This window comes from Rhodanobacter spathiphylli B39, assembly GCF_000264295.1.
GTDB lineage: Bacteria > Pseudomonadota > Gammaproteobacteria > Xanthomonadales > Rhodanobacteraceae > Rhodanobacter > Rhodanobacter spathiphylli.
Genome location: NZ_AJXT01000004.1, coordinates 151501 through 175725, shown reverse-complemented (window position 1 = coordinate 175725; position 24225 = coordinate 151501). Strand labels below are relative to the sequence as shown.

Genomic DNA, 24225 nt, shown 5'->3' with positions numbered 1-24225 from the left:
TAACATCGGCGGATCATCGCCACCGCGAACCCGTCGCATGCCCAGCCGCAACGCCGAACAGCAACCGCCCAGCGGCTCCGAGCCGCGCATCGATGGCCTGTCGCCGGCGGCCTTGCAACAGTTGCAGGCGGCCGCGCGCGCCATTCGCGATGGCGCCGAAGCGCCGGCGCGCGTGGCGCTGGACACGACCCTCGAACTCGCCCCGGAACATCCCGAGGCCTTGCGCCTGTACGCCATCCTGCACACCCGCGCGCAACGCCAGGACGAGGCGCAGGCCTGCCTGCAGCAGGTGCTGGCGCGATGGCCCGACTATGCGCTGGCCTGGTCGGACCTGGGCGGGGTGCAGCAGGCACGCGGAGACATGGAGGCGGCGTTCGCCAGCTGGCGGCAAGCCTGCGCGCTGGCGCCGGCTGCGCCGATGCCGTGGTTCAACCTGGGCCGAAACCTGCAGTCGCATGGCGACACCGACGCCGCGATCGAGGCGCTGCAGCAGGCGCATGCGTTGGCGGCGGATTTCCTGCCGGCGCTGATCCTGCTCGGCGATGCCCTGGTCCACGCCGGCCGCTTCGACGAAGCCGACGCACGCTACCGTGCCGCGCTGGCCCTGCATCCGGCCTGCGGCGATGCCTGGCGCGGACTGGCAAACATGAAGACGCGGCCGCTATCGGACGCGGATCGGGAACAGCTGGGCGCCGCCTTGCGACAGCCCGGCATCGCCCCGGCCGACCGCATCGCGATGGGTTTCGCGCTGGGCAAGGTCTGCGAGGACCAGGAACGCTACGAGGAGGCCTTCCACGCGCTGAATCGCGCCAACGCCGAACTGCGCGAGATCAGGCCGTGGCAGGCGTCCGCCTTCCATGCCCACGCCGAGGCCCTGCTTGCGGCATCCCGGCGGCTGCCGCCGCCCATCGACACGGGCCTCGGGCGTGAAGTGATCTTCATCGTGGGCTTGCCACGCTCGGGGTCGACCCTGTTCGAGCAGATCCTCGCCGCCCATCCCGAGGTGGAAGGCGCCAGCGAGCTCACCGAACTGGAACAGGTGCTCGGCGAGGAATCCGCGCGGCGCCGGAAACCCCTGCTGCAATGGATCGACGAGGCCGGCGCGGACGACTGGCAACGACTGGGCCGGCGCTATCTGGAGCTCACCGCCCGCTGGCGCCGACACAAGCCCCGGCATACCGACAAGCTGCCGTCGAACTGGCTGCTGGCCGGCGTGCTGGGCGCGATGCTGCCGGGCGCCCCGGTCATCGACGCCCGCCGCGATGCGCTGGAAGCAGGCTGGTCCTGCTACAAGCAGCAGTTCTACAAGTTGCCGCACTTCGCCTGCACGCTGACCGACATCGCCGCCTATGTCCGCGACTACGAACGGATCATGGGCGCCTGGCAGGCAGCGGCGCCGCAGCGCATCCGCATCCAGCGCTACGAGGCCTTGCTGGCCACACCGGAAGACGAGATCCGTGCGCTGCTGGCGTTCTGCGACCTGCCGTTCGACCCGGACTGCCTCGACTACCATCGCGCCTCGCGCAACGTGCGCACGGCCAGCGCGGCGCAGGTGCGCCAGCCGTTGCGTCGCGACACGGCACGCGCGGAGCATTACGGCGCCCTGCTCGATCCGCTGCGTTTCGGCCTGGGCCTGCCCAGGGCCGGCTGACCGCACCGATCAGGCAAAACCAACCGGCAGCGCTTCAGGCACTTTGCGGCAACGGCGGCAGGCCGGCATCGGAGGGGTCGAGCCAGTCTCCGGGCGTCAGCACGGGCAGGCCATGGGCCAGCCGCGCCTTGTCGCATTGCGGGCTGACCGCGCCGAACTCCCATGACGGCTGCACTTCGCGGCATACCGACGGTCGTTGCGGATAGATGCCGCAATGGGCGGCCTCGCCCACCACGCCCTGCAGCGCCACGCAGCGTATCTGCGCAGCGTTGGTGCCGCGCATGGCCAGCCGGTGCGGATCAAGTTTCTCGGTCAGCTCGGGCGGCACGCAGCCGCCGAGGAACGCCTCCGCTTCCGACCAATGGAAGGCCACGCGATAGAACGCGCAGCAGGCACCGCAACGCAGGCAGGGATGATCCATCGAACCGACCAGGGGCGCCCCGAGGCGCGCAGGGAGCGGATTCTAGTGCGCGGGGACGCGGCTGGGGAGTGGGGGAGCGATGTCGCCTCGCTCCCCTTTTTGCGGGAGGCCGTGCGGCAAGAGCGACCCCACCCTTGCCCTCCCCTGCGCGCAGGGGAGGTAAGCGGAAAGCGCTCGACCGGAGGTCGAGCGCTTGAGTGCTTATGGCTCTCCGGCAAAGGTATTGCACCGGGCCATGTCGCCGCTGGCGAACCCGGTCTTGAACCACTTCACGCGCTGGGCCGAGGTGCCGTGGGTGAAGGTGTCCGGACGCACGCGGCCTTGCGCCTGCTGCTGCAGGGTGTCGTCGCCGATGTGGCTGGCGGCGTTGAGGGCCGATTCGATGTCACCCGGCTGCAGCCAGTTCAACTCCTGCTGGCTGTGGTTGGCCCACACGCCGGCATAGCAGTCCGCCTGCAGTTCCTGTCGCACCGACAGGCCGTCGGCGCCATCCATCGGGGCGCCCTGGCGCCGGGCCTGGTCGACCTTGTCGAACACGCCGGTCAGCTTCTGCACGTGATGGCCGACCTCGTGCGCAATCACGTACGCGCGGGCGAAGTCGCCGGAGGAATGCAGTTCGTCCTGCAGTTGCTGGAAGAACGCCACGTCCAGGTAGACCTTCTGGTCACCCGGGCAATAGAACGGGCCCACCGCCGTGCTGGCGCTGCCGCAGGCCGTACTCACGCCGCCGCTGAACAGGTGCAGTTTCGGCTCGACATAGGTGGCGCCGTGTTCGCGAAAGATCTCGCCCCAGCTCTGCTCGGTGGAATGCAATACGGCGCTGACGAAATCCTTCTGCTCGGGATCGACCTGGGCCGGCACGCCGGTCTGGCCGCCGGCGCCGGGCTGGATGCCGCCCTGGTCCAGCAAAGCCATCGGGTTCTTGAAGAAGATCCAGCCGATCAGCGCCAGCACCACGATGGTGCCCAGGCCCATGCCACGACCACCGCCGAAGCGCCGGCCGCCACCGCCGCCGCCACTGTCGATCTCGACGTTGTTGCTGCTGCCACCCTTCCGCCAATCCATAGATCCCCCGCAGTGCTGGTACGTGCGCCTCGGCGCTGTCCGGCGACGATAGCGCGCTGCCGCGCATCGCGCCACGTCGGACATCACGGCTAAAGTAGGCCACCCTTCGTGAGGATTTCAGCATGACCCATCTGCCCGCCCTGGTTACCCTGCTCACCGTATTGCTGATGTTCGGCACCATGTGGGCGGTTGGCCACGCCCGCGGCAAGTACGGCGTCAAGGCACCCGCGACCACCGGCGACCCGGCCTTCGAGCGGGCCTATCGGGTACAGATGAACACGCTGGAGGCCACGGTGATGTTCCTGCCGACACTGTGGCTGGCGGCTCACTACGGCTTCACCGGATGGGCCGGCATCGCGGGCCTGGTCTGGCTGGCTGGCCGCGTGTGGTATGCCCTGGCCTATCTGCGCGACGCCGGCAAGCGCGGACCGGGTTATCTGGTGAGCATGCTGGGCTGGGCTGCGGCACTGGTGATGGCCTGCATCGGCGTGGCCCGCGCGATGATGGTCGGCTGAAGTCAGCCGAGCAAACCCGGAGCGGTGCCGCTCAATACCCACAGACGATGCGGCACCGCCATCGGCTCGCCGGCGTGACGCGCGGCCAGCAACGCGGCCAGCTCGGCATCGAAGCGCTGGACTCTTGTTTCGTCCAGGCTGGCACCGATGCCGGCACTGGCGCGGATGCGCCCCCGCCAGTCCGCGTGGCTGTAGGAAACCTCCACGTCCAGCGACCAGGTGCGCAGGTCGCTGAAGCCGGCTTCGGCCAGGTCCTTGAGCCATGCCGGATAAAGGCCACTGCCGCTGTGCATGGTCCAGCCCGCGTTGTAGGCAAGGATCAGGCGCTCGGTGTCCTGCACCATGTTGCCGTTCAGCGGTACCCAGTCGAAATGCGCGATCACGAAACGACCGCCGGGCCGCAGCCACTTGCGCACCAGCGCGGCGCTGCGGGCGCGCTCGAACCAGTGCCAGCATTGTCCGGCCGTCACCACGTCGAAAGAAGCCGGTGCGAAGTCGGCGTTCTCGACCCTGGCCCTGACCTGTTTCACCTGCACACCCGCGGCGCGATCCAGCTCCGCGGCTTGCGCCAACAGCGGAGCGGAATGATCCAGGCCGGTGACCTCGCAGCCGCGCAAGGCCATCCCGCGGGCCACCGTGCCGGTGCCCGTACCCAGATCCAGTACGACGTCACCGGTATGGACGCAGCCGTCGCTGAGCAGGCGATCGAAGAAGATTTCGGGGAACCCTGCCCGATGGCGCGCGTAGTCAGCGGCCGTCCTGCCGAAGTCGATAGCCATCACACCCCCTGTAGCCACTGGTGACGCAAGCTTCTGCTGTTTGGCATAGTAGCGGCATGACCCCGCGCTGCAAGCCGTGGCCCACGCACGCTCCCGGCACGGGTGAAGACCTGTCCGGCGGGTGACACCTCGAAGCGCGCGCCGCGCCTTCACCAGCATCCCGCAGGCATGATCAACGCATGGAAGTCAGTGGTACCCAGACACCCCGGCCACCCGCCCTGCCCTCCAGCACGACATATCGACTGCCACCGGGCCTGGGCGGCGCGGTAGGCATCATCGCGGGCTACTTTGCGCTGCAATTGCTGGCCGGATTCGCGTTTGCGCTGGTAGCCATGTTCGCCGCGATGTTCGATCACCCGGCGACCGGCCTGGAAGTTGCCGTCGGCACCACCCTCGCCCGGCCAGGCATGCAGGCCTGGCTGGCGATCGTCTCGCTGGGCGTGGCCGCGCCACTGACCCTGTGGCTGGCGCATCGGCAGTGGGGCGCGTGGTGGTCGACGGCTCAGCCGCCGGGGCTGGGTTTCGTTGCGCCCAGCCGGACCTGGTTCTTCGCACTGGCCATCGCCACCGGCCTGCTGCTGCCGTGGATCGGTTCGCTGCTGACGCAGTGGCTGGCGCATGGCCATCCGGTGACCCAGGACATCGAGCAGATCGGCGCGCGGACTCCGCTGGCATCGCGCCTCCTGCTGGTGCTGGTGGTGGTCGGCGTGGGGCCGGTCGTGGAGGAACTGCTGTTTCGCGGCGTGCTGCTGTCGGCCCTGATGAGGCATTGCCGTGCCGGCCTGGCGGTGGCGCTCAGTTCTCTGGCATTTGTGCTGATCCATCTGCCGGGGCTGGATTACCAGTGGTATGCGCTGCCGAACCTGCTGCTGCTGGCCGTGCTGCTGGCGGTCCTGCGCCTGGGTTCAAAGTCGATCTGGCCCGGCGTGCTGGCACACGGCATCAACAATCTGCTGGCCGTCGTCGGCTGGTTCATCGCCGTCAGGGCGACGGGCTGATACCGCCACGACGCAGCAATCGCGCCGTTTCGAACAGCGGCAGCCCCATCACCCCGGAATAGCTGCCGGCCAGATGCTCGACCATGGCCCCCGCGCGTCCCTGGATGGCATAGGCGCCGGCCTTGCCGAACGGCTCGCCGCTGGCTACGTAAGCCTGGATCAGCCCATCATCCAGCGCGCCAAACCGCACCCGGGAAAGGCATTCCTCCCGGTACTCGCCCTGCCCGCCAACCAGCCACAGCGTCGAAATCACCGTATGCGTGCGACCGGAGAGCCGCCGCAGCATCGCGGCCGCATCCGCGGCATCGCGAGGCTTGCCGAACACCTCGTCGTCCAGCACCACCTCGGTGTCCGCGCCCAGCACCCACGCCGATGATGCATCCGTCAGCGCTGCCAGGCCGGCACGGGCCTTGTCGCGAGCGACCCGGCTCACGTAGTCCTGCGGTGATTCACCCGCTTCGCGCTGCTCGGTCACCTCGACATCGATCACCGCAAAGGCCACGCCCAACTGCTCCAGCAACTGACGGCGGCGTGGCGATTGCGAGGCGAGATACAGCATGCGAAGTCCGACGGATGCGGGGAAAGTCAGAGGGTCAGCCCGTACTCGCAGAACTGCGAGTCACGCCGCCAGCCCAGTGATTCGTAGAGCGCTTGCGCCGGGGCATTGTCCAGCGCGGTGGACAGCGACAGACTGGCTGCCCCCAGCGCGCGCGCCTGGTCCGCCGCCGCGCGCAGCAATGCCGCCGCCACGCCGCGTCGGCGCGCCGACGCGCTCACGAACAGGTCGTTGAGCAGCCAGGTGCGCACCATGCGCACCGAGGAAAACAGTGGATACAACTGGGTGAAACCAAGCCCTTCGCCGCGTTCGTCGCAGGCCAGCAGGATCAGCGATTCATGGCGGGCAAGCCGTGCCGCCAGGAACTCGCGGGCACCCGCCGGATCGGACGGCTGGCCGTAGAACTGCCGGTAGCCATCGAACAGCGGCACCAGCGCATCGAGATCGGAACGGGTTGCCGAACGGACGGAAAAGGACATACGCGCTCCCTGGAAGCATCAAGCCCGATGATAGGGGTGGCCGCTCATGATCGTGGTCGCGCGATACAGCTGCTCGGCCAGCACCAGCCGCACCAGCATGTGCGGCAGGGTGAGCGGCCCGAGCGACCAGCGCTGGTCGGCGCGTTGCAGTACCTCGGGCGCGTGACCGTCGGGTCCCCCGATCAGGAAGGCCAGGTCGCGCCCGGTCATGCGCCACTTCTCCAGTTGCGCAGCCAGCTCTTCGCTGGACCAGGTCTTGCCGCGGCCGTCCAGCGCGACCACATGGATGTCGTGCGGCAGGGCGGCGAGGATCGCCGCGCCTTCGTCCTGGATCGCCCGCGCATCGTCGCGGCCCTTGCCGCGGGTGCCGGGTTTCAGCTCAACCAGATCCAGCGGCAGGTCATGGGAAAGCCGCTTGCGGTATTCGGCGAAACCTTCCGCCACCCAACCGGGCATGCGCTCCCCGACGGCGATCAGGCGGGCACGCATCGGCGCAGCGACTCAGCCTGCCTGTGCGGCTTCGCCGCCCGCCTCGCCTTCGTGGCCGTGGTCGCCCACCGTCCACAGCCGTTCCAGGCCGTAGAACTCGCGGATGCGCGGCAGCATCACGTGGACGATCACGTCGCCCAGGTCGACCAGCACCCACTCGCCCTCGGTCTCGCCTTCCACGCCCAGCGGCATCACGCCGGCCTTCTTGGCGAACTTGGTGACTTCGTCGGCAATCGACTTGACGTGGCGGGCGGAGGTGCCCGATGCGATGACCAGCAGGTCGGCGATGGAGGTCTTGCCGCGGACGTCGATCTCGCGCACGTCCTTGGCTTTCAGTTCTTCCAGCGCGTCGATGACCGACTTGCGCAGGGTGGCCGTGGTGACGGACTTGTTGGTACGGGCAGTGCTCAAGAGGATGGGCCTCGGTGCGGAGTCGCAGCGCAGGATGGCGCGGGCGCAGTATAACCGCCCTTCCGGCGCGCCCGCAGATCAGGGCGCATGCCCGGGGCCGACGAGCAGTTGCCGCTGCATGTCGCAGATTTCCATGCCAGCCATCCCGCGATCCACCAGGCTCATCATCCGGTACGTCCCCGCCGGCACGTCGTCGGGGTAAACGGTGATGTTGAACCCGGAACGCACTGCCGCGCTGGCCCGCAGCACCCGGGCCACATCGGGGCGCGACACCCCGGTGCGGGCCTGAAAGCCATATGCCTCGCTGTCGCCCCGCAACAGCAGCTTGAACTGTGCCGGCGCGGTGCCGTCGCCATCCACTACCCAGCCGCCGGTAGTAAACGGTTGTCCCGGCCGGATCGTCGTAGCCACTCCCCGTGTCAGGGTCTTGCCATCCACGCGATCGAGCGCGCAGTGGCCGGCTGGCCTGGCTGCGGCCAGCACGGGCGCCGGCAGGCGAAGGGCATAGCCATCCAGCACGGCATCGGCAGGCGCAGGCGCCGCCGTTTCGCCGTGGCCAGCCCCCGCCGGAAAGACCGTGTTGGCTACCTCGTGCGTGTAATAGGCTTTCACCAGCGCCCTGCATTGCGCATAACCAGGCGCGATCTGATCCGGTATCTCACCCGGGGCGTAGACTTGTCCGTGGTAGATCGCATAGACCGCGCGGCCGATCGCCGCCACGGAAAAATCCCGATCGTGGCGGCGGTCGAAAAGCGAGTACCCCAGGAAGCTGTTGCGGATCTTGTCGATCCCGAGCAACTGCAGGAGGGTCGGAGCGAGATCCACCGACGTGCGCCCGTGGGCGTCCAGCCGCGCCGGCAATTGCAGCCATGGCGCGTGGATAAGCAACGGTATCTGATCGACGAAATACGGCTTGTAATGGTCGCCCGCCACGCGAACGTACGGCGGCTCGGCATAGTGCGCATGATCGACCGTCAGCACCAGAATCGTGTTGGCGGCATACGGCGACGACATGAAGTAGTCGTAGAACGCGCCGAATTCCGCATCGGTTGTGTGCAGCGTATTCAGACTGGGCTCACCCCCGTCCCGATACGGAATGCCGTCGGCGGGAATGTCCAGGAAGGCATGCGTACCGACCGAGTACAGGCTGGCAAAAAACGGCGTCGCGTCATTTCGTTGTCGCAGGAACCGAACCAGCGAACCATACGCCTCCCGATCGGTCAGCGATTGGCGAAACAGGGGTTCGGGCACATGCAGCAGCTCGCTGCGGCTTCGAGTCGCCGTGTAGATATTGTCGAAGCCCAGCATGCCCACCAGCGAGGTCAACGCATCAGATCGCGGGTGCGGGGAGAAGAACACCGTTTCATAGCCGCGCCGTTGCAACAGTTTCGGCAACGAGGCGTAAGAACGCCTTGCGTAGGACGACGCATTCCCCTCGCGCCAGCCGGCCCCGCCGTCCGCCCCGCCGTGGAACGGATAGCCGGAAGTCAGCGTCCCTTGCAGGCCGCGAAACGTGGCAGCGGTGTGGTTGAAGTAGTTGTCGACCACCATCGCCTGGCCGGCCATCCGCGACACGTTCGGCGTGAGACCGGGATAGCGTCCCCCATAGCTTTCAAACAGGCGGGCCGATTCCCCTTCGATGAACAGCACGATCACGTTTGGCTGCTGCACCGCCTGCGTCGCTGGAAACGGCAGCGACGGCGGAGCACCCAGGCCGTCCCGGAGAAATGGATAATGGCCTGAACCCAAAGTCACGCCGCAAACGGATTCCCCTGCGGACAGCACAGTCGATCCATCCGGCGCGTCATCGGGGTCGTACAAGTCGAGGCCGGCGCGAAGCATGGCGGCGAGCGGCGACTGGCCGGATGCAAGATGAGCTTCGCTGCCAGCCGATGAGTTACCGGCATTGAGCGCGGCTACGCCTGCGCAACAGAGCAGCGCGGCAAGCAGCAAACCGAGCAGCGGTCGTCGTGGCAGCTGCCTCCCGGCCCTGCGCCACGAGTACACGAGCATCACGACGCAGGCCACTCCCGCTGCCACCAGCAGTGCGTTTCTTGCCAAGCTGGCGGTGAGGAAAGCCTCTTCAGTGTTTTCCAGCGCCAGCACGCTGACAAAACTGTTGGAGATCAACAGGGCATAGCCCTGCACCACTGCGGTCATGGTGAACACCATGACGATGGCGGCGTAAAGCGCGGTGCGCGACAGGCTTCCGCGCAGCGGTCCCATGCCAAGCAGCAGCGTGCACGCGCAGCCGAACGCCAGGGCTTCGAGCATGCCGGCCAGCAGCACGCTCGATATCAGCCTCGCCCCGGGAAGCGCGGGCAGGCGGGCGAAATAGACTGTCAGGATCACGATGTACGCCATGAACAGCAGCGCCACGTAAATCCACGGTGGGCGCAAACTGCCGCGCCGGACCTTGCTTCGAGGAATGGTCAATGCCCCGGTCACCATCATGACAAAGTGATGACTAGGCTAGCCAAACCCGGACCGGACGGCCAGCTTGCCGCCACGGCGAGCGAGGCGCACCCTGCCGTCTTGTCGCATGTGGATCAATGCGCCAGGGAACGGCGGGCCAGCCGGTACTCGTGCATCAGTCGCGCGACCAGTTCGGCGGCGGGTTGCGGACGGACCAGGGCGGCGGCCTGGCCGCACCATTCGGACAACAGGTCGCCACGACCCGCCGCAGCGGCGGCGCGACGCAGCGGCGCGGTGAGCGCGTTGAGGATCGGGTATGGCAGGCCCTGGGCCGCCGCCGGCATCGCCTCGACGAAACGGTTGCGCAGGCCGCGGGCGGCGCGGCCGGAGAAGCCGCGGATGGTGGTGACCCGGTGTTCTTCGACCCCTGGCAGATCCTGCTTCCACGCCGTAGCCGCCGGGCATTCCGGGCAGGTCAGGAAGGCGGTGCCCAGCTGGCTGGCGGCCGCGCCCAGCGCCTCGGCCGCCAGCATGCCGCGACCATCCATGATGCCGCCGGCGGCGATCACCGGCACCTCCCGGCCGCTGGCCGCCAGCGCGCGCACGGTGAGCGGCAACAATGCGAACAGGCCGATCATCGCGTCCTCCGCGTCATGCAGGAAGCTGCCGCGATGACCACCCGCCTCGGCTCCCTGCATCGAAACCGCGTTCGCGCCCGCCTCAACCCAGGCGCGCGCCTCGGCCACCGTGGTGGCAGTGCCGATCACGTAGATGTCGCGCTGCCGCAGCTCGCGCATCTGCGCGGGGCCAACCACCCCGAAGGCGAAACTGGCCACCGCTGGACGCGCCTCGCACAGGGCGGCGAACTGGTCGGAGAATCGCGGCGCCCAGCGCGCGGGCACGGAGGTGCGGACATCGAGCCCTTCGCGGATCATCAGCGCGTCGAGCTGTTCGCGCGCTCGCGTCACCGCCGCCATGTCGGCCTCGAATTCATCCGGCAACACGAACAGGCCGATCGCATGCGGCCGGTCGCCCAGCGCGCGGATCTCCGCGGCCTGATCGAGGATCGCCTGCGGTTCCAGGTAGCCGGCGCCCAGCGAGCCCAGCGCGCCGGCATTCGACACCGCCGCGACCAGCGCAGGTGACGTCGATCCGGCCATGGGCGCCTGGATCAGCGGATGCTCGATGCCGAGCCGGCTGGCGAACGACGCGCTCATGGGGGATGGCCTGCGGGAAGGATGGCCAAGTATCCACCGCCATCCACGGCAACTGAAGCCGCCGACGGAACGTCGCCGAGCGATGCCCCGTCGGCGGTGCCCGGTCAGCCGCCGGAGCTCATCGCGTCCTCCTTCATCGCCTCCCCTTTCATCGAACCGTGCTTCATCGAGTCGTGCTTCATCGAGTCATGCTTCATCGAACCGCGCTTCATCGCATCGTGCTTCATGGCGCCCATCTTCATCGAATCCTGCTTCATCGCATCTTTCGACATGGCGTCGTGCGACATCGCGGTGCTGGAGCTGGCAGCCATCGCGTCCTGGGCGAACGCGGCACTGGTGGCGAGGCCGCAGGTCATGGCGGCGGCGAGAACAAGGGCAAGGCGTGCATTCATCGGTCATTCCTCGAAAAGGGATGGAACGGTCGGGCCGCCCCGTCCCTTCATTCGCCATGACTTGCGCCCGGGTTACTTGGCCTGCTCAGCCGCCCTGCCCGGCCACGATGTTGACCGTGATCGCGATGATGAACACGTTGAAGAAGAATGCGATCACGCTGTGCATCAGCACCACGCGGCGCAGGTAGTTGCTGGTGATCTGCACGTCGGAGACCTGGAAGGTCATGCCGATCACGATCGAGAAATAGGCGAAATCCCAGTAGTCCGGGTCGGGCGTGTGGGGAAACTCCAGGCCGGCATGCTGCGTGCCGACATCGCCGTAGTAGCCATGCGCATAGTGGATCGCGAACATCACGTTGAGGAACAGCCAGCTGAGGATCACGCTGAGCACGCCCACCCCCAGCGCCAGCACGCCACCGCTGCGTGCCGCATGCAGCTCCATGCCCAGTGCACCCAGCACCACACCCGACAGCAGCACCCCACCCAGCAGCACGCCCCAGCGACCGGTGTCGATCGCCTGCGCCTGGCTGCGCATCGTGTCCGGCGTCGACTGGTTGAACAGATGGAGCATCACGCCCAGGAAGATCATCGCGGCGAGATCGAAGGCCAGCAATACGGCGTTGGTCAGCGGCATGCCACTGACCAGCAACACGGCAACCGTCACCACGAAAACCAGCATCGAACCGATCGTTCGCGGGCGGCCCCGGGCGAATCCCCATGGGCGCCAGCCGCGCGATGCGCGCCCACGCGACTTTTCCACCTTGTCCGGCACGGAACGCCCGCTCATGACGCGGGCCGCCAGCGCGGGATCAGGCCAGCAGGTCGGCGTAGTCGGGGTGGCGTTGCATCCATGCGGCAGCATAGGAGCAGGCCGGGACGACTTTCCAGCCCTCGCTGCGCGCCGTGTCCATCGCGGTCTGGACCAGCGCCGCCGCAATTCCGCGGCCACCCACTTCGGCCGGCACGCCGGTATGGGTGATGGTCATCACGCCGCCGGCGAGCAGGTAGTCGAGCACGCAGGGCACACCCTCCACGTCGGTCTGGAAACGGTGGGCGGCACGGTCGTGGCGGATGACGCAGGACATGGCGGTTCCTGATGGGGCGCAAACGGCGATGGTACGGCGCCCACGGCAACCTCGCGTGAAGCGCCGCACCGACTTCGTTCGCGCCAGTTGCATGGCCGAGGGCGCACAGTCGACCTTCACCCCACAGCCGCACAGGAGCATGCCATGAAGAAATCCGCATCCGCCCACTGGTCCGGTGGCATCAAGGATGGCCAGGGCACGATCTCGACCGAGACCGCCGCCTTGCGCGAAGCGCCATACGGATTCAAGTCCCGCTTCGAGAGCGGCCCCGGCACCAATCCGGAGGAGCTGATCGCCGCGGCGCATGCCGCCTGCTATTCGATGGCGCTGTCGCTGGGCCTGGGCAACGCCGGACTGACCGCCGACAGCATCGACACCCGAGCCGTGGTGACGCTGGACAAGGATGGCGACGGCTTTTCGATCACCGCCGTCCACCTCGACTGCGAGGCTCGCGTGCCCGGCGCGGAAGCGGGCTCGTTCAAGCGCATCACCGAGGAGACCAAACAGGGTTGCCCGGTATCCAAGGTGCTCAATGCAAAGATCACGCTGGAGGCGCGCCTGCTCTGACGCGCGACTCAGGCCGCCGCCATGGCCTCCGCCGTGGCAGCGGACACTTCGTGCTGGCGACGCTGGCGCACGGCCTGTGCCAGCGTCGTCAGCACGCCGACCGAGGTGTCCCAGTCGATGCAGCCGTCGGTGATGCTCTGGCCGTAACGCAGCGGCTGCCCGACAAGCAGTTCCTGGCGACCACCGACCAGGTGGCTTTCCACCATCACGCCGAGGATGCGCCGTTCGCCGGTGGCCATGCGCTGGGCGAGGTCATCGATCACCTTCGGCTGGTTCTCCGGCAGCTTGCCGCTGTTGGCATGGCTGACGTCGATCATCACGCGGGCGGGCAAGCCGGCCTTGCCGATGGAGGCGCAGGCGGCCTCCACGCTCGCCTCGTCGTAGTTCGGCTGCCTGCCGCCGCGCAGGATGACGTGGCAGTCGGTGTTGCCGCTGGTGCTGGCGATCGCGGCCTGGCCGTCCTTGGTGACGGCCATGAAGTGGTGGGGCTGGGCCGCCGCTTGCACCGCATCCACCGCGATCCGCACATTGCCGTCGGTGCCGTTCTTGAAACCCACCGGGCAGGACAGTCCCGACGCCAGTTCGCGGTGCACCTGGCTTTCCGTGGTGCGCGCGCCGACCGCGCCCCAGGCCACCAGGTCGGCGATGTACTGCGGCGTGATCATGTCCAGGAATTCGCAGCCGGCCGGCACGCCCAGCGCGTTGATGTCGCGCAGCAGGACGCGAGCGATGCGCAGGCCCTTGTCGATGCGGAAGCTGCCGTCCAGGTCGGGGTCGTTGATCAGGCCCTTCCAGCCCACCGTGGTGCGTGGCTTCTCGAAGTACACCCGCATCACGATTTCCAGCGCGTCGCCGAGTTCACGGCGCAACGGCGCGAGTCGGCCGGCGTACTCCAGCGCTGCCTTCGGGTCATGGATCGAACACGGCCCGATCACCACGGCCAGGCGGTCGTCACTGCCGCCGATGATGCCGTGCAGCGCCTGTCGCGCCGCTTCCACCGTGGCGATCGCCGGCGCCGTGGCGGCGCAGTCGCGCATGACCTCGGCCGGCGTGCTGAGGCGGGTGAGTGCGCGGATGCGCAGGTCGTCGGTGGTGTGCATGGCGGCGGTGCTCCTGGTGGGTTCCCCGGAGGCGGCCGAAAAAAAACCGCCAGGGAGGCTGGCGGTTCGGTGAGGTTGTGTCGATCAGTTCAAAACGATCGCGCCCGCGCCGCCGCCGTTGGCTTCGGATAGCCGTAAAACCAGAAGAACAGGCGGGCGGTGGCGGAATGCATGGCGTCATTGATAACACAATGGACGTCCAAATCAAACTTCCCGTCATCCAGACGATAGACTGGGCGCATGCCATCGCCCATCGACGTGCTCCGCCAACCGATCCGCCACTGGGTGCTGCGCGCCTTTCCGCGCGCCGACACCGGCAGCCTCGACTACGACCATCCGCACGGCGATCCGGGCCTGTTCGGGCCGGACAGCGCCACCTGGCGCGTGCATTCGGACTTCCCCGGCATGCTGGCGGGCGGCCTTGCGGCGCTGACCCTGCAGACCCTGCATCAGAGGGCCCTGGCCGGGGTCTGGGATCACTCCAACTTCCGCGACGACCTGGTCGGCCGGCTGCGCCGCACCACCGCCTTCGTCGGCGGCACCACCTACGCGCCGCGCGCGCAGGCCGAGGCGCTGATCGAACACGTGCGGATGATCCACGGCCACATCACCGGCCACGGCGAGGATGGACGTCCATACAGCGCCAACGACCCCGACCTGCTGACCTGGGTGCACGTCAGCGAAGCGTATTGCTTCCTGCAGGGCTATCGTCGCTACAGCCACATCACGATGCCGGCCGGCGCAGCGGATCGCTATTACGACGAGGTACGCCGTATCGCCGAGGCGCTGGGGGCGCGCGAGGTACCGGCCAGCGAACACGAGGTTGCCGGCTATTTCAGGCGTATCCAGCCGGAACTGGCCTATACCGGGCGCTCGCGCGTGGTGCTCGGCCTGCTTGGCGAAGTGCGCCTGCCGGTGCCGGCCGCCGGACTGTCGCGCGACCTGTTCCTGCTTGCCGGCAGCGCCCTGCTGCCGGACTGGGCGATCGCGATGCTGGGGCGCTCCTTGCGTCAGCAGCGCCGCGCCCGTCTGGCGGCAGGCGCCTTGTGGTCCGTGGCGCCCGTGTTCCGTGCCGCACTGCGTGACGGCATCGCCAGCCACGCCTGTCGACGCATGGGCGTCGCCCCGGAATGGTTGCAGCACTGGCCCCAGGAGCGTGGGCAGTAAGAACGCGAGCGGCTGCGGCTGCGTGGTTTTGCCTCGCTCGCTCGGTTTCTAGCGCCCACGCTCCTGGCCGGCGCCCTGCGGAGCCCGCTCGTTCTGCCGGGACAGCGTCCGCTCGTGCTGGATCAACTCGCGCAACAGCGGATTGGGGTATCGCCGGTCCATGGTCACCGCATAGAAGGCTTCCGTGATGCCCTTGAGCGGATCGCCCTCCACCAGCGTGCCGGCGCCGATTTCGTCTTTCACCACGATCGCCGGCAACACGGCAAGACCGATGTCCTCGCGCGCCAGCAGGCGCATCATCGCCATGTCGTCCACCTCGGCAACAATGTGGGGCCGCACGCCGAGGCGATCCACCAGCGCATCGAAGCCGGTTCGTATGCTGGTCTCGCGGGTCGGCAAAATCACCGGATGCTTTTGCAAGCGCTCGGCCAGACTGCATGGCTTGCGGAATCGTTTGGGCGTGCCGATCAGGCTGACCGCCCGTTCGGCCAGCCGATGGGAGACAAACGGCGTGAGCGCATCGCGCGCCGGCGGCTGGTTGATCAGCACGATGTCCAGACTCAACGACTGCAATGAGGCGAGCAGTTCGCCCGGCTGCCCCGAGCGGACGATCAGCTCGATGTCCGGCCGGCCCAGCACGGGCTGCAGGAACTCCATCTGGAAGTTGCGCGACAACGTGGCCTGGGCACCTACACGCAGCGCGCGCCGACTGGCACCGGCATCGCGCAAGGTGCCCAGCAGTTCCTCGCCGGTGGCGAAGATGGCATCGGCATGATCGAGCGTGATGCGGCCCACCTCAGTGAGATGCAGTTGCCGACCCCGCCGCTCGAACAGCGCATGCCCCAGCCGCTCTTCCAGCTTGCGGATCTGCACGGACAGCACCGACTGCGTCACGTTGAGGCGCGCCGCCGTACGGGTCAGATTGCCGTCGTGGGCGACCGCCCAGAAGTAGCGCAGATGGCTGTAGTTCAGTGCACTCATGACGTTCGATTTTAACGAACATGATCAAGCAGACAATGAATTTTTTTCAGGACCTGGAAGTGGCTAAGCTGCTGCCAGCAACGCCGCGTCCCGGAGAACTGCCTTGCCACCGAGCCCCTCGCCCAACCGCTCCTCATCCGCTGCCATGGGAAAGCGTGCTTCCCGCGCGGCCGCCCGATGGACCGGCCACCTGCCGGTGGCCCGTTCTTGAACCGGCACGAGGCCCGGCTGACTACCGACGTCGAACGCGCCGCCCGCGTTCTGCGCGCGGGCGGCCTGATCGGCCTGCCCACGGAAACCGTCTATGGCCTGGGCGCCGATGCACGCAATGCCGACGCGCTGGCGGAAATCTTTTCGGCCAAGCGCCGCCCCGTCGATCATCCGCTGATCGTGCATATCCGTCACCGCGACCAGATTGCGCAATGGTCGCGCGAGGTGCCGTCAGCAGCATGGCGCCTCGCCGAAGCGTTCTGGCCCGGACCATTGACCCTGGTGCTGCCACGCCTGCCCGGCGTGCCTGACCAGGTCACCGGCGGACTGGATACGGTGGCGCTGCGCGTTCCGGCCCACCCGCTGGCGCTCGCCGTCCTCGAAAAGTTCGGCGATGGTGTCGCCGCACCTTCGGCCAATCGCCACGGGCGAGTCAGCCCCACCACGGCGCAGCACGTCCTGGCGGAACTGGGCGACGCGGTCGATGTCGTGCTCGACGGCGGTCCATGCCAGGTTGGCATCGAGTCGACCATCGTCGACTTCCCGGAGGCAGGCCCGCGCATCCTGCGACCCGGTCGGATTACCGCCGATGATTTGCAGCGGGCCACCGGCCTGGCGCCCGTAGCCAGGCTGGCGCCCGAGGTCCGACGTCCCGGCGCGATGACCTCGCACTACGCACCCCGCGCCAAAGTGGTGCTGACCACGCCGACGGAGCTCGCCGGTGTGGTGGAAGCATGGCGCCGGCGCGGCGCCCGTGCGGGCGTGCTCTCGGCACAACCGCCAACCCGCCTGCCTGCCGACGTCACCTGGCTGTCGCTGGGGTCGGCAAGTGAGGAACAGGCCCGGCGACTGTACGCACGGCTGCGCGAGGCCGATGCGCTGGCGCTGGACGTGCTGGTGGTGGTGACGCCGCCGGACGAAGGGCTCGGCATTGCGTTGCGCGATCGTCTGCTGCGCGCGGCAGGCCTCGGCGACGGCCGCGTATTCGAGGGTGGCACGGACTAGTGCTGGCGTCCTGACGTTCGCCCTCCCGGATGGCACTGAGCAACCCGGGCTGCATCGGCCTGCCTCGACGCTGCATCATCGTTCGTTTATATCGAATCAAATCCGTCAAACAATGAATTTTCATCCTGCCGATTCGACCGTTACCGTGTCGCCAGCGAAACCCTGACCGGAGATCTGCCTTGTCGCTCTATCTGCTCCCGCTGGCTGCACCGCTGCCGTTGTTGCTCGCCGCGGTTTTCTCGGCCGTGCGACCGGGACGACGTCCGCTTCTCGTGCCGCGAGTCGCCGAGCTTGGCGCCCTGCTGGCACTGCTGATCGCACTGGCCTCAGTGGTGCTGCTGGTCATGAAGGGGCCGGGCGACAGCATGCTCATCGGCAGCCACGGCATCGGCCTGTCGGCACGCCTCGACGTGGTGAGCGCCAGCATGCTGCTGCTGGTCGGCTTCGTCGGCTGGATCGTGGCGCGCTACACCCGCAACTACCTCGATGGCGAAGCGCGCCAGGGTGCCTTCACCGGCTGGCTATGCGCGGCGTTGGCGGCGGTCCTGCTGCTGGTCGGCGCCGGCAACCTGATCCAGCTGGTGCTCGCCTGGATCGCCGTCAGTGTCGCGCTGCGCCAACTGCTGCTGTTCTACGCCGAGCGTGATGCCGCCCGGCGCGCCGCGCGGAAGAAGCTGCTGTTTTCCAGCATCGGCGCGGGGGCGCTGCTGCTCGCCGCCGGCCTGCTTGCCCATGGCTATGGCAGCACCGACATCGCCGTCATCAACGCCGCGGCCCGCACCGGCGACAGGCCCGTACTCGTGACGCTGGCCGCGGCGGCGCTGGCCGTGGCCGCCCTGCTCAAATCGGCACAATTTCCCACCCATGGATGGCTGACCGAGGTGATGGAGGCGCCCACCCCGGTCTCCGCCTTGCTGCACGCAGGCGTCATCAATGCCGGCGGCTTTCTGCTGATCCGTTTCGCCGACGTGATGTTGCTGGCCCCGGGCGTGCTGGCCGTGCTGGCGATGGTGGGCGGCTTCACCGCGATCTTTGGCGCACTGGTGATGCTGACCCAGCCGGCGGTGAAGACTTCGCTGGCCTGGTCGACGGTGGCGCAAATGGGCTTCATGACGCTGCAATGCGGGCTGGCGCTGTTCCCGCTGGCCTTGCTGCACATCGTCGCGCATTCGCTGTACAAGGCACACTCGTTCCTCTCCTCCGGCGGCGCCGTCGAGCAGGTCGCCGCCACCCGCCGACCCGGGCCGGTCGCTGTACCCGATGGTGCTGCCGTGGGCCGCGCCTTCGTGCTGGCCATCACCATCTACGCGCTGATCGGCACGGCGTCTGGACGGCTGTTCGGCATGCAGCACGAGTCGCCACAGGCGCTGGCACTGGGCGCGATCCTGATCTTCGGGGTGGCCTACCTGCTGGCCCAGGGCCTGGCCGACGCCGCGCCCCGCTCGCTCACCCGCAAGACCGTGCTCTGGTCCACGGCCGCCGCCATCGGCTACTTCAGCCTGCAAGTCACGGCCGGCTGGCTTGCTGCCGGCACCCTGCCCGCCACACCTGCGCCCGATCGGCTCGCCTGGACCTTGATGATGCTGGCGATCCTCAGTTTCGGTGCAGTCGCGGTGGCACAGGCACTGCTGCCGCTGTGGGCCGGGCATCCCGCTGCCCGCGGCTTGCGCGTGCACCTGTCGAACGGCCTCTACGTCAATGCAGCCTTCGAGCGGCTGCTTGGCGGCTGGTCCACCCGCAAAGCCCCGTGAATCCCTGCGCCAGGAACTCCGCCATGCTGATGTCCGTCTGCCCCGATCAGTCGACCGCCGCCGCGTCCGTTCACGACGCGGCGCAACGTGCGGCCCGATTGATTCCACCGTTATGGCCACTGGCCACCAGCGTCGCGGTGAACCCGTATCTGGGTCATGTCGATGAAACACTGGCGATGACCTCCGTGCGCCTCAGGCGCGCGGCCGGCGTGCGCAGCACCATGCCGCGTCGCTGGTATGCCGAACGCATGCGCGCCGGCGAGATCAGCGATGCCGACCTTGCCGCCGCGTGGAAAGCGGCTCCGACAATCCCCGCCATCGAAACCCTGGCGCAACTGAAAGCGAGCGCATCGATGGACTCGCGGACCCTCGGCGCGCATCCCACGGTCGCAGCCTTGGCCAGCGCCGCCAGCGGCAGCGACTGGCCCGGAATCGTCGCCGCACGCATCAGCCACTGGGCAGCCGGCTATTTCGACCAGGGCCAGGCCTTGTGGTCAGCACCCCGGGGACGCAATGCCTATGAAGCCTGGCGTGCCTTCGCCAGCCTGGACCTGACACCCGAGATCGCCGGACTGAAAGGTTTCGCCAGTCAGGTTTCGCGGCTTCCGGAGACCGCCGAAAAGGCCATCGCCGCGGGCGTCGCCGATCTGGGCCTCGGCGACGCCGCGCTGGAGAGCTATTTCCACCGCTTGCTGGCCAGTCTTGGCGGCTGGTCGCAGATGGCGCGTTACCGACAATGGCAGGCCGAACTGGCCGGTGGCAGCGACCGTACCGTGACCGACCTGCTGGCGATCCGGCTGGCATGGGAAGTGGCGCTGTGGCGACAACATGCCGCCGCCATCGAGCCGGACTGGCACGCGGCGATCTCGGCGTACGCCGAGCCACTCGCCCCGACGCGCGACGACCTGATCGACGCCGTCCTGCAGGAAGCCTTCGAGCGCGCGGGACAACGCCAGTTGGCGGTCGAGCTGTCGCGCGACATCGCCGTGTCCTCGCCAGGTCGCGCACCGCTGCAGATGGCGTTCTGCATCGACGTGCGATCCGAGGTATTCCGGCGCGCGCTGGAACGCGTCGATCCGCGGATCCAGACGCTGGGAATGGCAGGTTTCTTCGGCATCGGCGTAGCCCACCGGCGGTTTGCTTCCGACGTGGCGGAAGCGCGCCTGCCGGCATTGCTGCACCCTCAATGGAGAAGCTGCGCGGGCGCCGCGGACGACCACACCGCACAGCGCGATCGGGATCGACGCATCGACCATCGGGCCACCCGCGCCTGGGGGCGTTTCAAGCTGGCGGCGATCTCGTCGTTTGCCTTCGTCGAAGCCACCGGCCCGCTCTACATCGGCAAGCTGCTGCGCGACGGGCTCGGCTTCGGGCATGCCAGGAAACCTGGCGAACCGATGCCACGGATCGAGTCCGCGCCAGACCTCGAAGCACGTGTTGCCGCAGCGGCCGGGGCGCTGCGCGCGATGTCGCTGACCCGAAACTTTGCGCGGCTGGTCGTGCTCGCCGGGCATGGCGCCGAGGTGGTCAACAATCCACATGGCAGCGGGCTCGACTGTGGCGCCTGCGGCGGCCATGCCGGAGACGTCAACGCGCGCTTGATGGCCGGCCTGCTCAACGATCCGGACGTCCGTGCGGGGCTGGCCTCGCGCGGCATCGCGATTCCAGCGGATACGCTGTTCGTGGGCGCGTTGCATGTCAGCACCACGGACACCGTGGTCCTGTACGACACGGATCATCCATCCAGTGCGCATGCCGCCGATCTCGCCCAGGCGAACTGCTGGATGGCCGCCGCAGGCCGGTTCGCGCGCAGCGAGCGCATGCTGCGCCTGCCCGGTGCCGCCAGGGGCGAAGATGTCTTTCGACGCGCCAGCGACTGGTCCGAGGTACGCCCCGAGTGGGCGCTGGCTGGATGCCAGTCCTTCATCGTCGCTCCGCGCCGGCGCACAGCCACGCGTGACCTTGGCGGGCGCGCGTTCCTGCAGGAGTACGAATGGCAGCAGGACGAAGGCTTCGGCGTACTGGAAATGATCCTCACTGCACCGGTCGTCGTCGCCAGCTGGATCAGCTTGCAATACTACGGTTCCAGCGTGGCACCGACCTTGTTCGGTGCCGGCAACAAACTGCTGCACAACGTCACCGGCGGCATCGGCGTGGTGGAAGGCAACGGCGGCCTGCTGCGTGCGGGACTACCGTGGCAATCGGTGCACGACGGCGAACGGCTGATGCACCAGCCACGGCGCCTGTCGGTACTGGTGGATGCGCCGCGCGAGGCCATCAGCGCCATCCTCGAACGTCACGGCAACCTGCGCTCGCTGTTTGAGCACCGCTGGATGCATCTCTTTGCACTGGATGAGCGGGGCCGGATGGCCTGGCGGTATGCCGGCGATCGCTGCTGGCAATCGATGTCTGACGCCGAGGCACGACTGGCAACCGCCGACGTCGCCCTCGCATGATTGAGCGCCCGAAACACCGCAGCCCTGGGGATGTCCGCTGCCGCACGCATCGCCCGTCGCTGACCAAGCCTCGCCGTCGAACGGGAATGCCCAAGGCACGACAGGCATTCACGGGCGGACAAGGACTCGATCGAAGCGGGCGAATCCGGACATGAGTGGATGGCTCGATATGCCGCTTGCCGGCGCGCGACATCGTGACCCCGCCGTACGCGCGGAATGATCCGGATATCCCCGACTGCCTGCTGGCGGGCGTGCTGCGCCGCCTCATTGCAAGCTCGCTGACTTGCCAGCTCCGCCACGGCCACCGGGAAGCGTCCCCGGCGATGGCGCGAACGTCGAGCGGCCCCGCCGACGATGCAGGATTGACACTTCCACGCTATCGGCTAACGTCACCTGGATACGTCAGTCAGGTGCGCCCGTGGCATCACTCATCCCCACCCGCAACAGCTGCCTGCCGCGGATGACCGGCGGCGAGAAGCGCGTCTCCGAACGGCTCGAGCAGAAACTCGAGGACGACTACCTGCTGTGGTACGACGTACCGGTCGGACTGAAACAGCGCCATCCGGACTTCGTGATTTTCCATCCGCGCCGAGGCCTGCTGGTGCTGGAGGTGAAGGACTGGAAGGCCGACACCATCCGCCATGCCGACAGCACCCAGTTCACCCTGGTCACCGAGCGCGGCCTGATCAAGGAAACCAGCCCGCTGCTGCAGGCGCGCGCATATGCGCTGGAGATCGGCGTGGTGCTGGAACGCGATCCGGCGCTGCGTTACCCGGAAGGCTCGCGCTACGCGGGCAAGTTGATCATGCCGTGGGGCTGGGGCGTGGTGCTGGCCAACATCACCCGCAAGCAATTCGACGAAGGTGCGCTGGGCGAGGTGCTGCCCGAACATCTGGTGCTCTGTCGCGACGAGCTGTACGAGACGGTCGACGCCGAAGCGTTCCAGGAGCGGCTGTGGGCGATGTTCCCCCAGGTGTTTCCGGTGACCATGACCCTGCCCCAGATCGATCGCGTGCGCTGGCACCTGTTCCCCGAACTGCGGGTGGAGGCCGGCAGCGGCCAGTTCGGCCTGTTCGGCCCCACCGATGCCGCGGTGCGTCCGCTGGAGATTCCCGACCTGATCAAGGTGATGGACGGGCAGCAGGAGCAACTGGCGCGTTCGCTGGGCGGCGAGCACCGCGTGATCCACGGCGTGGCCGGCTCGGGCAAGACGATGATCCTGGGCTTCCGCGCCATGCAGCTGGCGCGTGAGATGACCAAGCCGATCCTGGTGCTCTGCTACAACAAGACGCTCGCCGCGCGACTGGAGCAGCTGATCGGCGAGCGCGGCCTGGGCGAGAAGGTGCAGGTCTACAACTTCCACAAGTGGTGCCGCAAGATGCTGGTGGCATACAACGAGCCGCTGCCGGCGGGCAGCGGCAGGGCCTTCATCGAGGCGCTGCCGCCAGCGGTGATCGCCGGCGTCGACCGCGGCCAGATTCCGCGCGCCCAGTACGGCGCGGTGCTGGTCGACGAAGGCCACGACTTCGAGCCGGACTGGTACAAGCTGATCGTGCAGATGATCGACCCGGCCACCAATTCGCTGCTGGTGCTGTACGACGACGCGCAGAACATCTACGGCAACCCGAATCGCCGCAAGATCAGCTGGAAAAGCCTCGGCGTGCAGGCCCAGGGCCGCACCACCATCCTCAAGCTCAACTACCGCAACACGCTGGAAATCCTCTCGGTGGCGCGCGCCTTCGCGCAGGACCTGCTGGCCGCGCGCCTCGACGATGCCGACGGCGACGGCGTGCCGCTGATCGCCCCGGAAAGCGCCGGGCGCCGCGGCGCCGTGCCCGAGCTGGTGCGCACCGACACCGCCCGCGCGCAGATGGACGTGCTGATCGCCCGGCTGCGCGACGAGCACGCGCACGGCCGTCCGTATTCGGAGATGGCGGTGATCTATCGCAACCAGTGGGAAGGCGAGAAATTGCACGAAGTGCTCAAGCGCCTGGACATTCCCAGCCGGCTCGCCGACAACGCCGGCAAGCAGACCCTGTTCGTGGTCGAGGACAGCGTGAAGCTGGTCACCATGCACTCCAGCAAGGGGCTGGAGTTCCCGTTCGTGATCATCCCCGGCATCGGCGGCCTGCCAAAGGAAGGCCAGAGCGAAGCCGACGAAGCCCGCCTGCTCTACGTGGCGATGACCCGCGCCACCGAACACCTGCTGCTGATCCACCACGACGACTCGGTCTTCAGCAAGCGCATCCGCGATTCGATCAACGACGTGAGCGCACAGTTGTCCGGCTGACGAGCCACGTTGCCCCGCGGCATTGCGCCGCGGGGCAACGGCGCGACACCGGTTGCCGGGCAAGCCGGCCACTCCTACAATAAGAATCATTCTCACCTGATGGCTCCCTGGCATGGCGTGGCGGTCGACGCGCGCCTGTCGCCATCCGGTGCAGGAACACAGCCATCGCGCGATGGCGGCCGGGTCGCCATCCCGATTCGCCTCGACGCGTGCAGCCGCTTCCCG

24 protein-coding genes are annotated in these 24225 nt (G+C 67.9%); 9 read left to right on the top strand and 15 right to left on the bottom strand.

The window, feature by feature from the left end:
* The first annotated feature begins 37 nt into the window (after positions 1-37).
* Complete coding sequence (locus UU7_RS01505; protein WP_007804700.1) at positions 38-1651, top strand: tetratricopeptide repeat-containing sulfotransferase family protein; 1614 nt, start codon at positions 38-40, stop codon at positions 1649-1651.
* Positions 1652-1685: 34 nt separating this feature from the next.
* Here UU7_RS01505 and UU7_RS01500 read toward each other — a convergent pair whose 3' ends face one another.
* Together UU7_RS01500 and ypfJ are read right to left on the bottom strand one after the other, a co-directional pair.
* Complete coding sequence (locus tag UU7_RS01500) at positions 1686-2072, bottom strand: YkgJ family cysteine cluster protein (RefSeq protein WP_007804698.1); 387 nt, start codon at positions 2070-2072, stop codon at positions 1686-1688.
* Between the two features lie 201 nt (positions 2073-2273).
* The gene (gene ypfJ / locus UU7_RS01495) at positions 2274-3137 is read right to left on the bottom strand and encodes a KPN_02809 family neutral zinc metallopeptidase (protein WP_007804696.1); all 864 of its coding nucleotides are present in this window, start codon (positions 3135-3137) and stop codon (positions 2274-2276) included.
* A gap of 122 nt (positions 3138-3259) precedes the next feature.
* Between ypfJ and UU7_RS01490 the strand changes: the two genes are divergently transcribed.
* A complete protein-coding gene (locus tag UU7_RS01490) occupies positions 3260-3652 on the top strand; it encodes an MAPEG family protein (RefSeq protein WP_007804694.1) in 393 nt (130 codons plus the stop codon).
* Between the two features lie 2 nt (positions 3653-3654).
* Here the strand turns inward: UU7_RS01490 and UU7_RS01485 are convergent, their stop codons facing one another.
* Positions 3655-4431, bottom strand: coding sequence for a class I SAM-dependent methyltransferase (locus UU7_RS01485; protein WP_007804692.1), 777 nt, complete (start codon positions 4429-4431; stop codon positions 3655-3657).
* Between the two features lie 179 nt (positions 4432-4610).
* Between UU7_RS01485 and UU7_RS01480 the strand changes: the two genes are divergently transcribed.
* Positions 4611-5429 (top strand): CPBP family intramembrane glutamic endopeptidase, encoded by an 819-nt coding sequence (locus UU7_RS01480; RefSeq protein ID WP_007804691.1) that lies wholly within the window; start codon positions 4611-4613, stop codon positions 5427-5429.
* Here UU7_RS01480 and UU7_RS01475 read toward each other — a convergent pair.
* From UU7_RS01475 to UU7_RS01435, 9 genes are all read right to left on the bottom strand, one after another.
* Positions 5413-5988 carry a Maf family protein gene (locus UU7_RS01475; RefSeq protein ID WP_007804689.1) on the bottom strand — a complete coding sequence of 192 codons (576 nt, stop codon included), beginning with the start codon at positions 5986-5988 and terminating at the stop codon, positions 5413-5415. The two genes, UU7_RS01480 and UU7_RS01475, sit on opposite strands and share 17 nt — an antisense overlap.
* 26 nt (positions 5989-6014) lie before the next feature.
* On the bottom strand, positions 6015-6464 hold the full coding sequence (locus UU7_RS01470; protein ID WP_007804687.1) for a GNAT family N-acetyltransferase: 450 nt from the start codon (positions 6462-6464) through the stop codon (positions 6015-6017).
* Between the two features lie 18 nt (positions 6465-6482).
* Positions 6483-6953: a 23S rRNA (pseudouridine(1915)-N(3))-methyltransferase RlmH gene (rlmH, locus tag UU7_RS01465; protein WP_007804685.1), complete on the bottom strand. Its 471-nt coding sequence runs from the start codon at positions 6951-6953 to the stop codon at positions 6483-6485.
* Between the two features lie 12 nt (positions 6954-6965).
* On the bottom strand, positions 6966-7364 hold the full coding sequence (gene rsfS / locus UU7_RS01460; RefSeq protein WP_007804683.1) for a ribosome silencing factor: 399 nt from the start codon (positions 7362-7364) through the stop codon (positions 6966-6968).
* Positions 7365-7442: 78 nt separating this feature from the next.
* Positions 7443-9743 (bottom strand): LTA synthase family protein, encoded by a 2301-nt coding sequence (locus UU7_RS01455; protein WP_007804681.1) that lies wholly within the window; start codon positions 9741-9743, stop codon positions 7443-7445.
* Between the two features lie 170 nt (positions 9744-9913).
* A complete protein-coding gene (locus UU7_RS01450) occupies positions 9914-10996 on the bottom strand; it encodes an NAD(P)H-dependent flavin oxidoreductase (protein ID WP_007804679.1) in 1083 nt (360 codons plus the stop codon).
* A 104-nt stretch (positions 10997-11100) separates the two neighbouring features.
* On the bottom strand, positions 11101-11388 hold the full coding sequence (locus UU7_RS01445; protein WP_007804678.1) for a pentapeptide MXKDX repeat protein: 288 nt from the start codon (positions 11386-11388) through the stop codon (positions 11101-11103).
* A gap of 85 nt (positions 11389-11473) precedes the next feature.
* Positions 11474-12175 carry a DUF1345 domain-containing protein gene (locus UU7_RS01440; protein ID WP_157581800.1) on the bottom strand — a complete coding sequence of 234 codons (702 nt, stop codon included), beginning with the start codon at positions 12173-12175 and terminating at the stop codon, positions 11474-11476.
* A gap of 22 nt (positions 12176-12197) precedes the next feature.
* Positions 12198-12473 carry a GNAT family N-acetyltransferase gene (locus tag UU7_RS01435; RefSeq protein WP_007804674.1) on the bottom strand — a complete coding sequence of 92 codons (276 nt, stop codon included), beginning with the start codon at positions 12471-12473 and terminating at the stop codon, positions 12198-12200.
* 144 nt (positions 12474-12617) lie between these two features.
* Between UU7_RS01435 and UU7_RS01430 the strand changes: the two genes are divergently transcribed.
* Positions 12618-13040, top strand: coding sequence for an OsmC family protein (locus UU7_RS01430; RefSeq protein ID WP_007804672.1), 423 nt, complete (start codon positions 12618-12620; stop codon positions 13038-13040).
* Positions 13041-13048: 8 nt separating this feature from the next.
* Here UU7_RS01430 and UU7_RS01425 read toward each other — a convergent pair whose 3' ends face one another.
* Together UU7_RS01425 and UU7_RS18180 are read right to left on the bottom strand one after the other, a co-directional pair.
* Positions 13049-14140, bottom strand: coding sequence for a 3-deoxy-7-phosphoheptulonate synthase (locus tag UU7_RS01425; protein WP_007804670.1), 1092 nt, complete (start codon positions 14138-14140; stop codon positions 13049-13051).
* An 89-nt stretch (positions 14141-14229) separates the two neighbouring features.
* The gene (locus UU7_RS18180; protein ID WP_157581798.1) at positions 14230-14394 is read right to left on the bottom strand and encodes a hypothetical protein; all 165 of its coding nucleotides are present in this window, start codon (positions 14392-14394) and stop codon (positions 14230-14232) included.
* Here UU7_RS18180 and UU7_RS01420 point away from each other — a divergent pair.
* Positions 14381-15307 carry an oxygenase MpaB family protein gene (locus UU7_RS01420; RefSeq protein WP_007804669.1) on the top strand — a complete coding sequence of 309 codons (927 nt, stop codon included), beginning with the start codon at positions 14381-14383 and terminating at the stop codon, positions 15305-15307. The two genes, UU7_RS18180 and UU7_RS01420, sit on opposite strands and share 14 nt — an antisense overlap.
* Positions 15308-15355: 48 nt before the next feature.
* Here the strand turns inward: UU7_RS01420 and UU7_RS01415 are convergent, their stop codons facing one another.
* Complete coding sequence (locus tag UU7_RS01415) at positions 15356-16288, bottom strand: LysR family transcriptional regulator (protein WP_007804666.1); 933 nt, start codon at positions 16286-16288, stop codon at positions 15356-15358.
* Positions 16289-16495: 207 nt separating this feature from the next.
* On the opposite strand from UU7_RS01415, the gene UU7_RS01410 reads away from it, so the two are divergent.
* The 4 genes from UU7_RS01410 (at position 16496) to UU7_RS01395 (ending at position 24000) form a co-directional block, all read left to right on the top strand.
* Positions 16496-17503 (top strand): L-threonylcarbamoyladenylate synthase, encoded by a 1008-nt coding sequence (locus UU7_RS01410; RefSeq protein ID WP_007804665.1) that lies wholly within the window; start codon positions 16496-16498, stop codon positions 17501-17503.
* A gap of 179 nt (positions 17504-17682) precedes the next feature.
* Complete coding sequence (locus tag UU7_RS01405; RefSeq protein WP_007804663.1) at positions 17683-19254, top strand: proton-conducting transporter transmembrane domain-containing protein; 1572 nt, start codon at positions 17683-17685, stop codon at positions 19252-19254.
* A gap of 23 nt (positions 19255-19277) precedes the next feature.
* Positions 19278-21710 carry a YbcC family protein gene (locus UU7_RS01400; protein WP_007804661.1) on the top strand — a complete coding sequence of 811 codons (2433 nt, stop codon included), beginning with the start codon at positions 19278-19280 and terminating at the stop codon, positions 21708-21710.
* Positions 21711-22170: 460 nt separating this feature from the next.
* Positions 22171-24000: a 3'-5' exonuclease gene (locus UU7_RS01395; protein ID WP_007804659.1), complete on the top strand. Its 1830-nt coding sequence runs from the start codon at positions 22171-22173 to the stop codon at positions 23998-24000.
* Positions 24001-24225 lie beyond the last annotated feature (225 nt).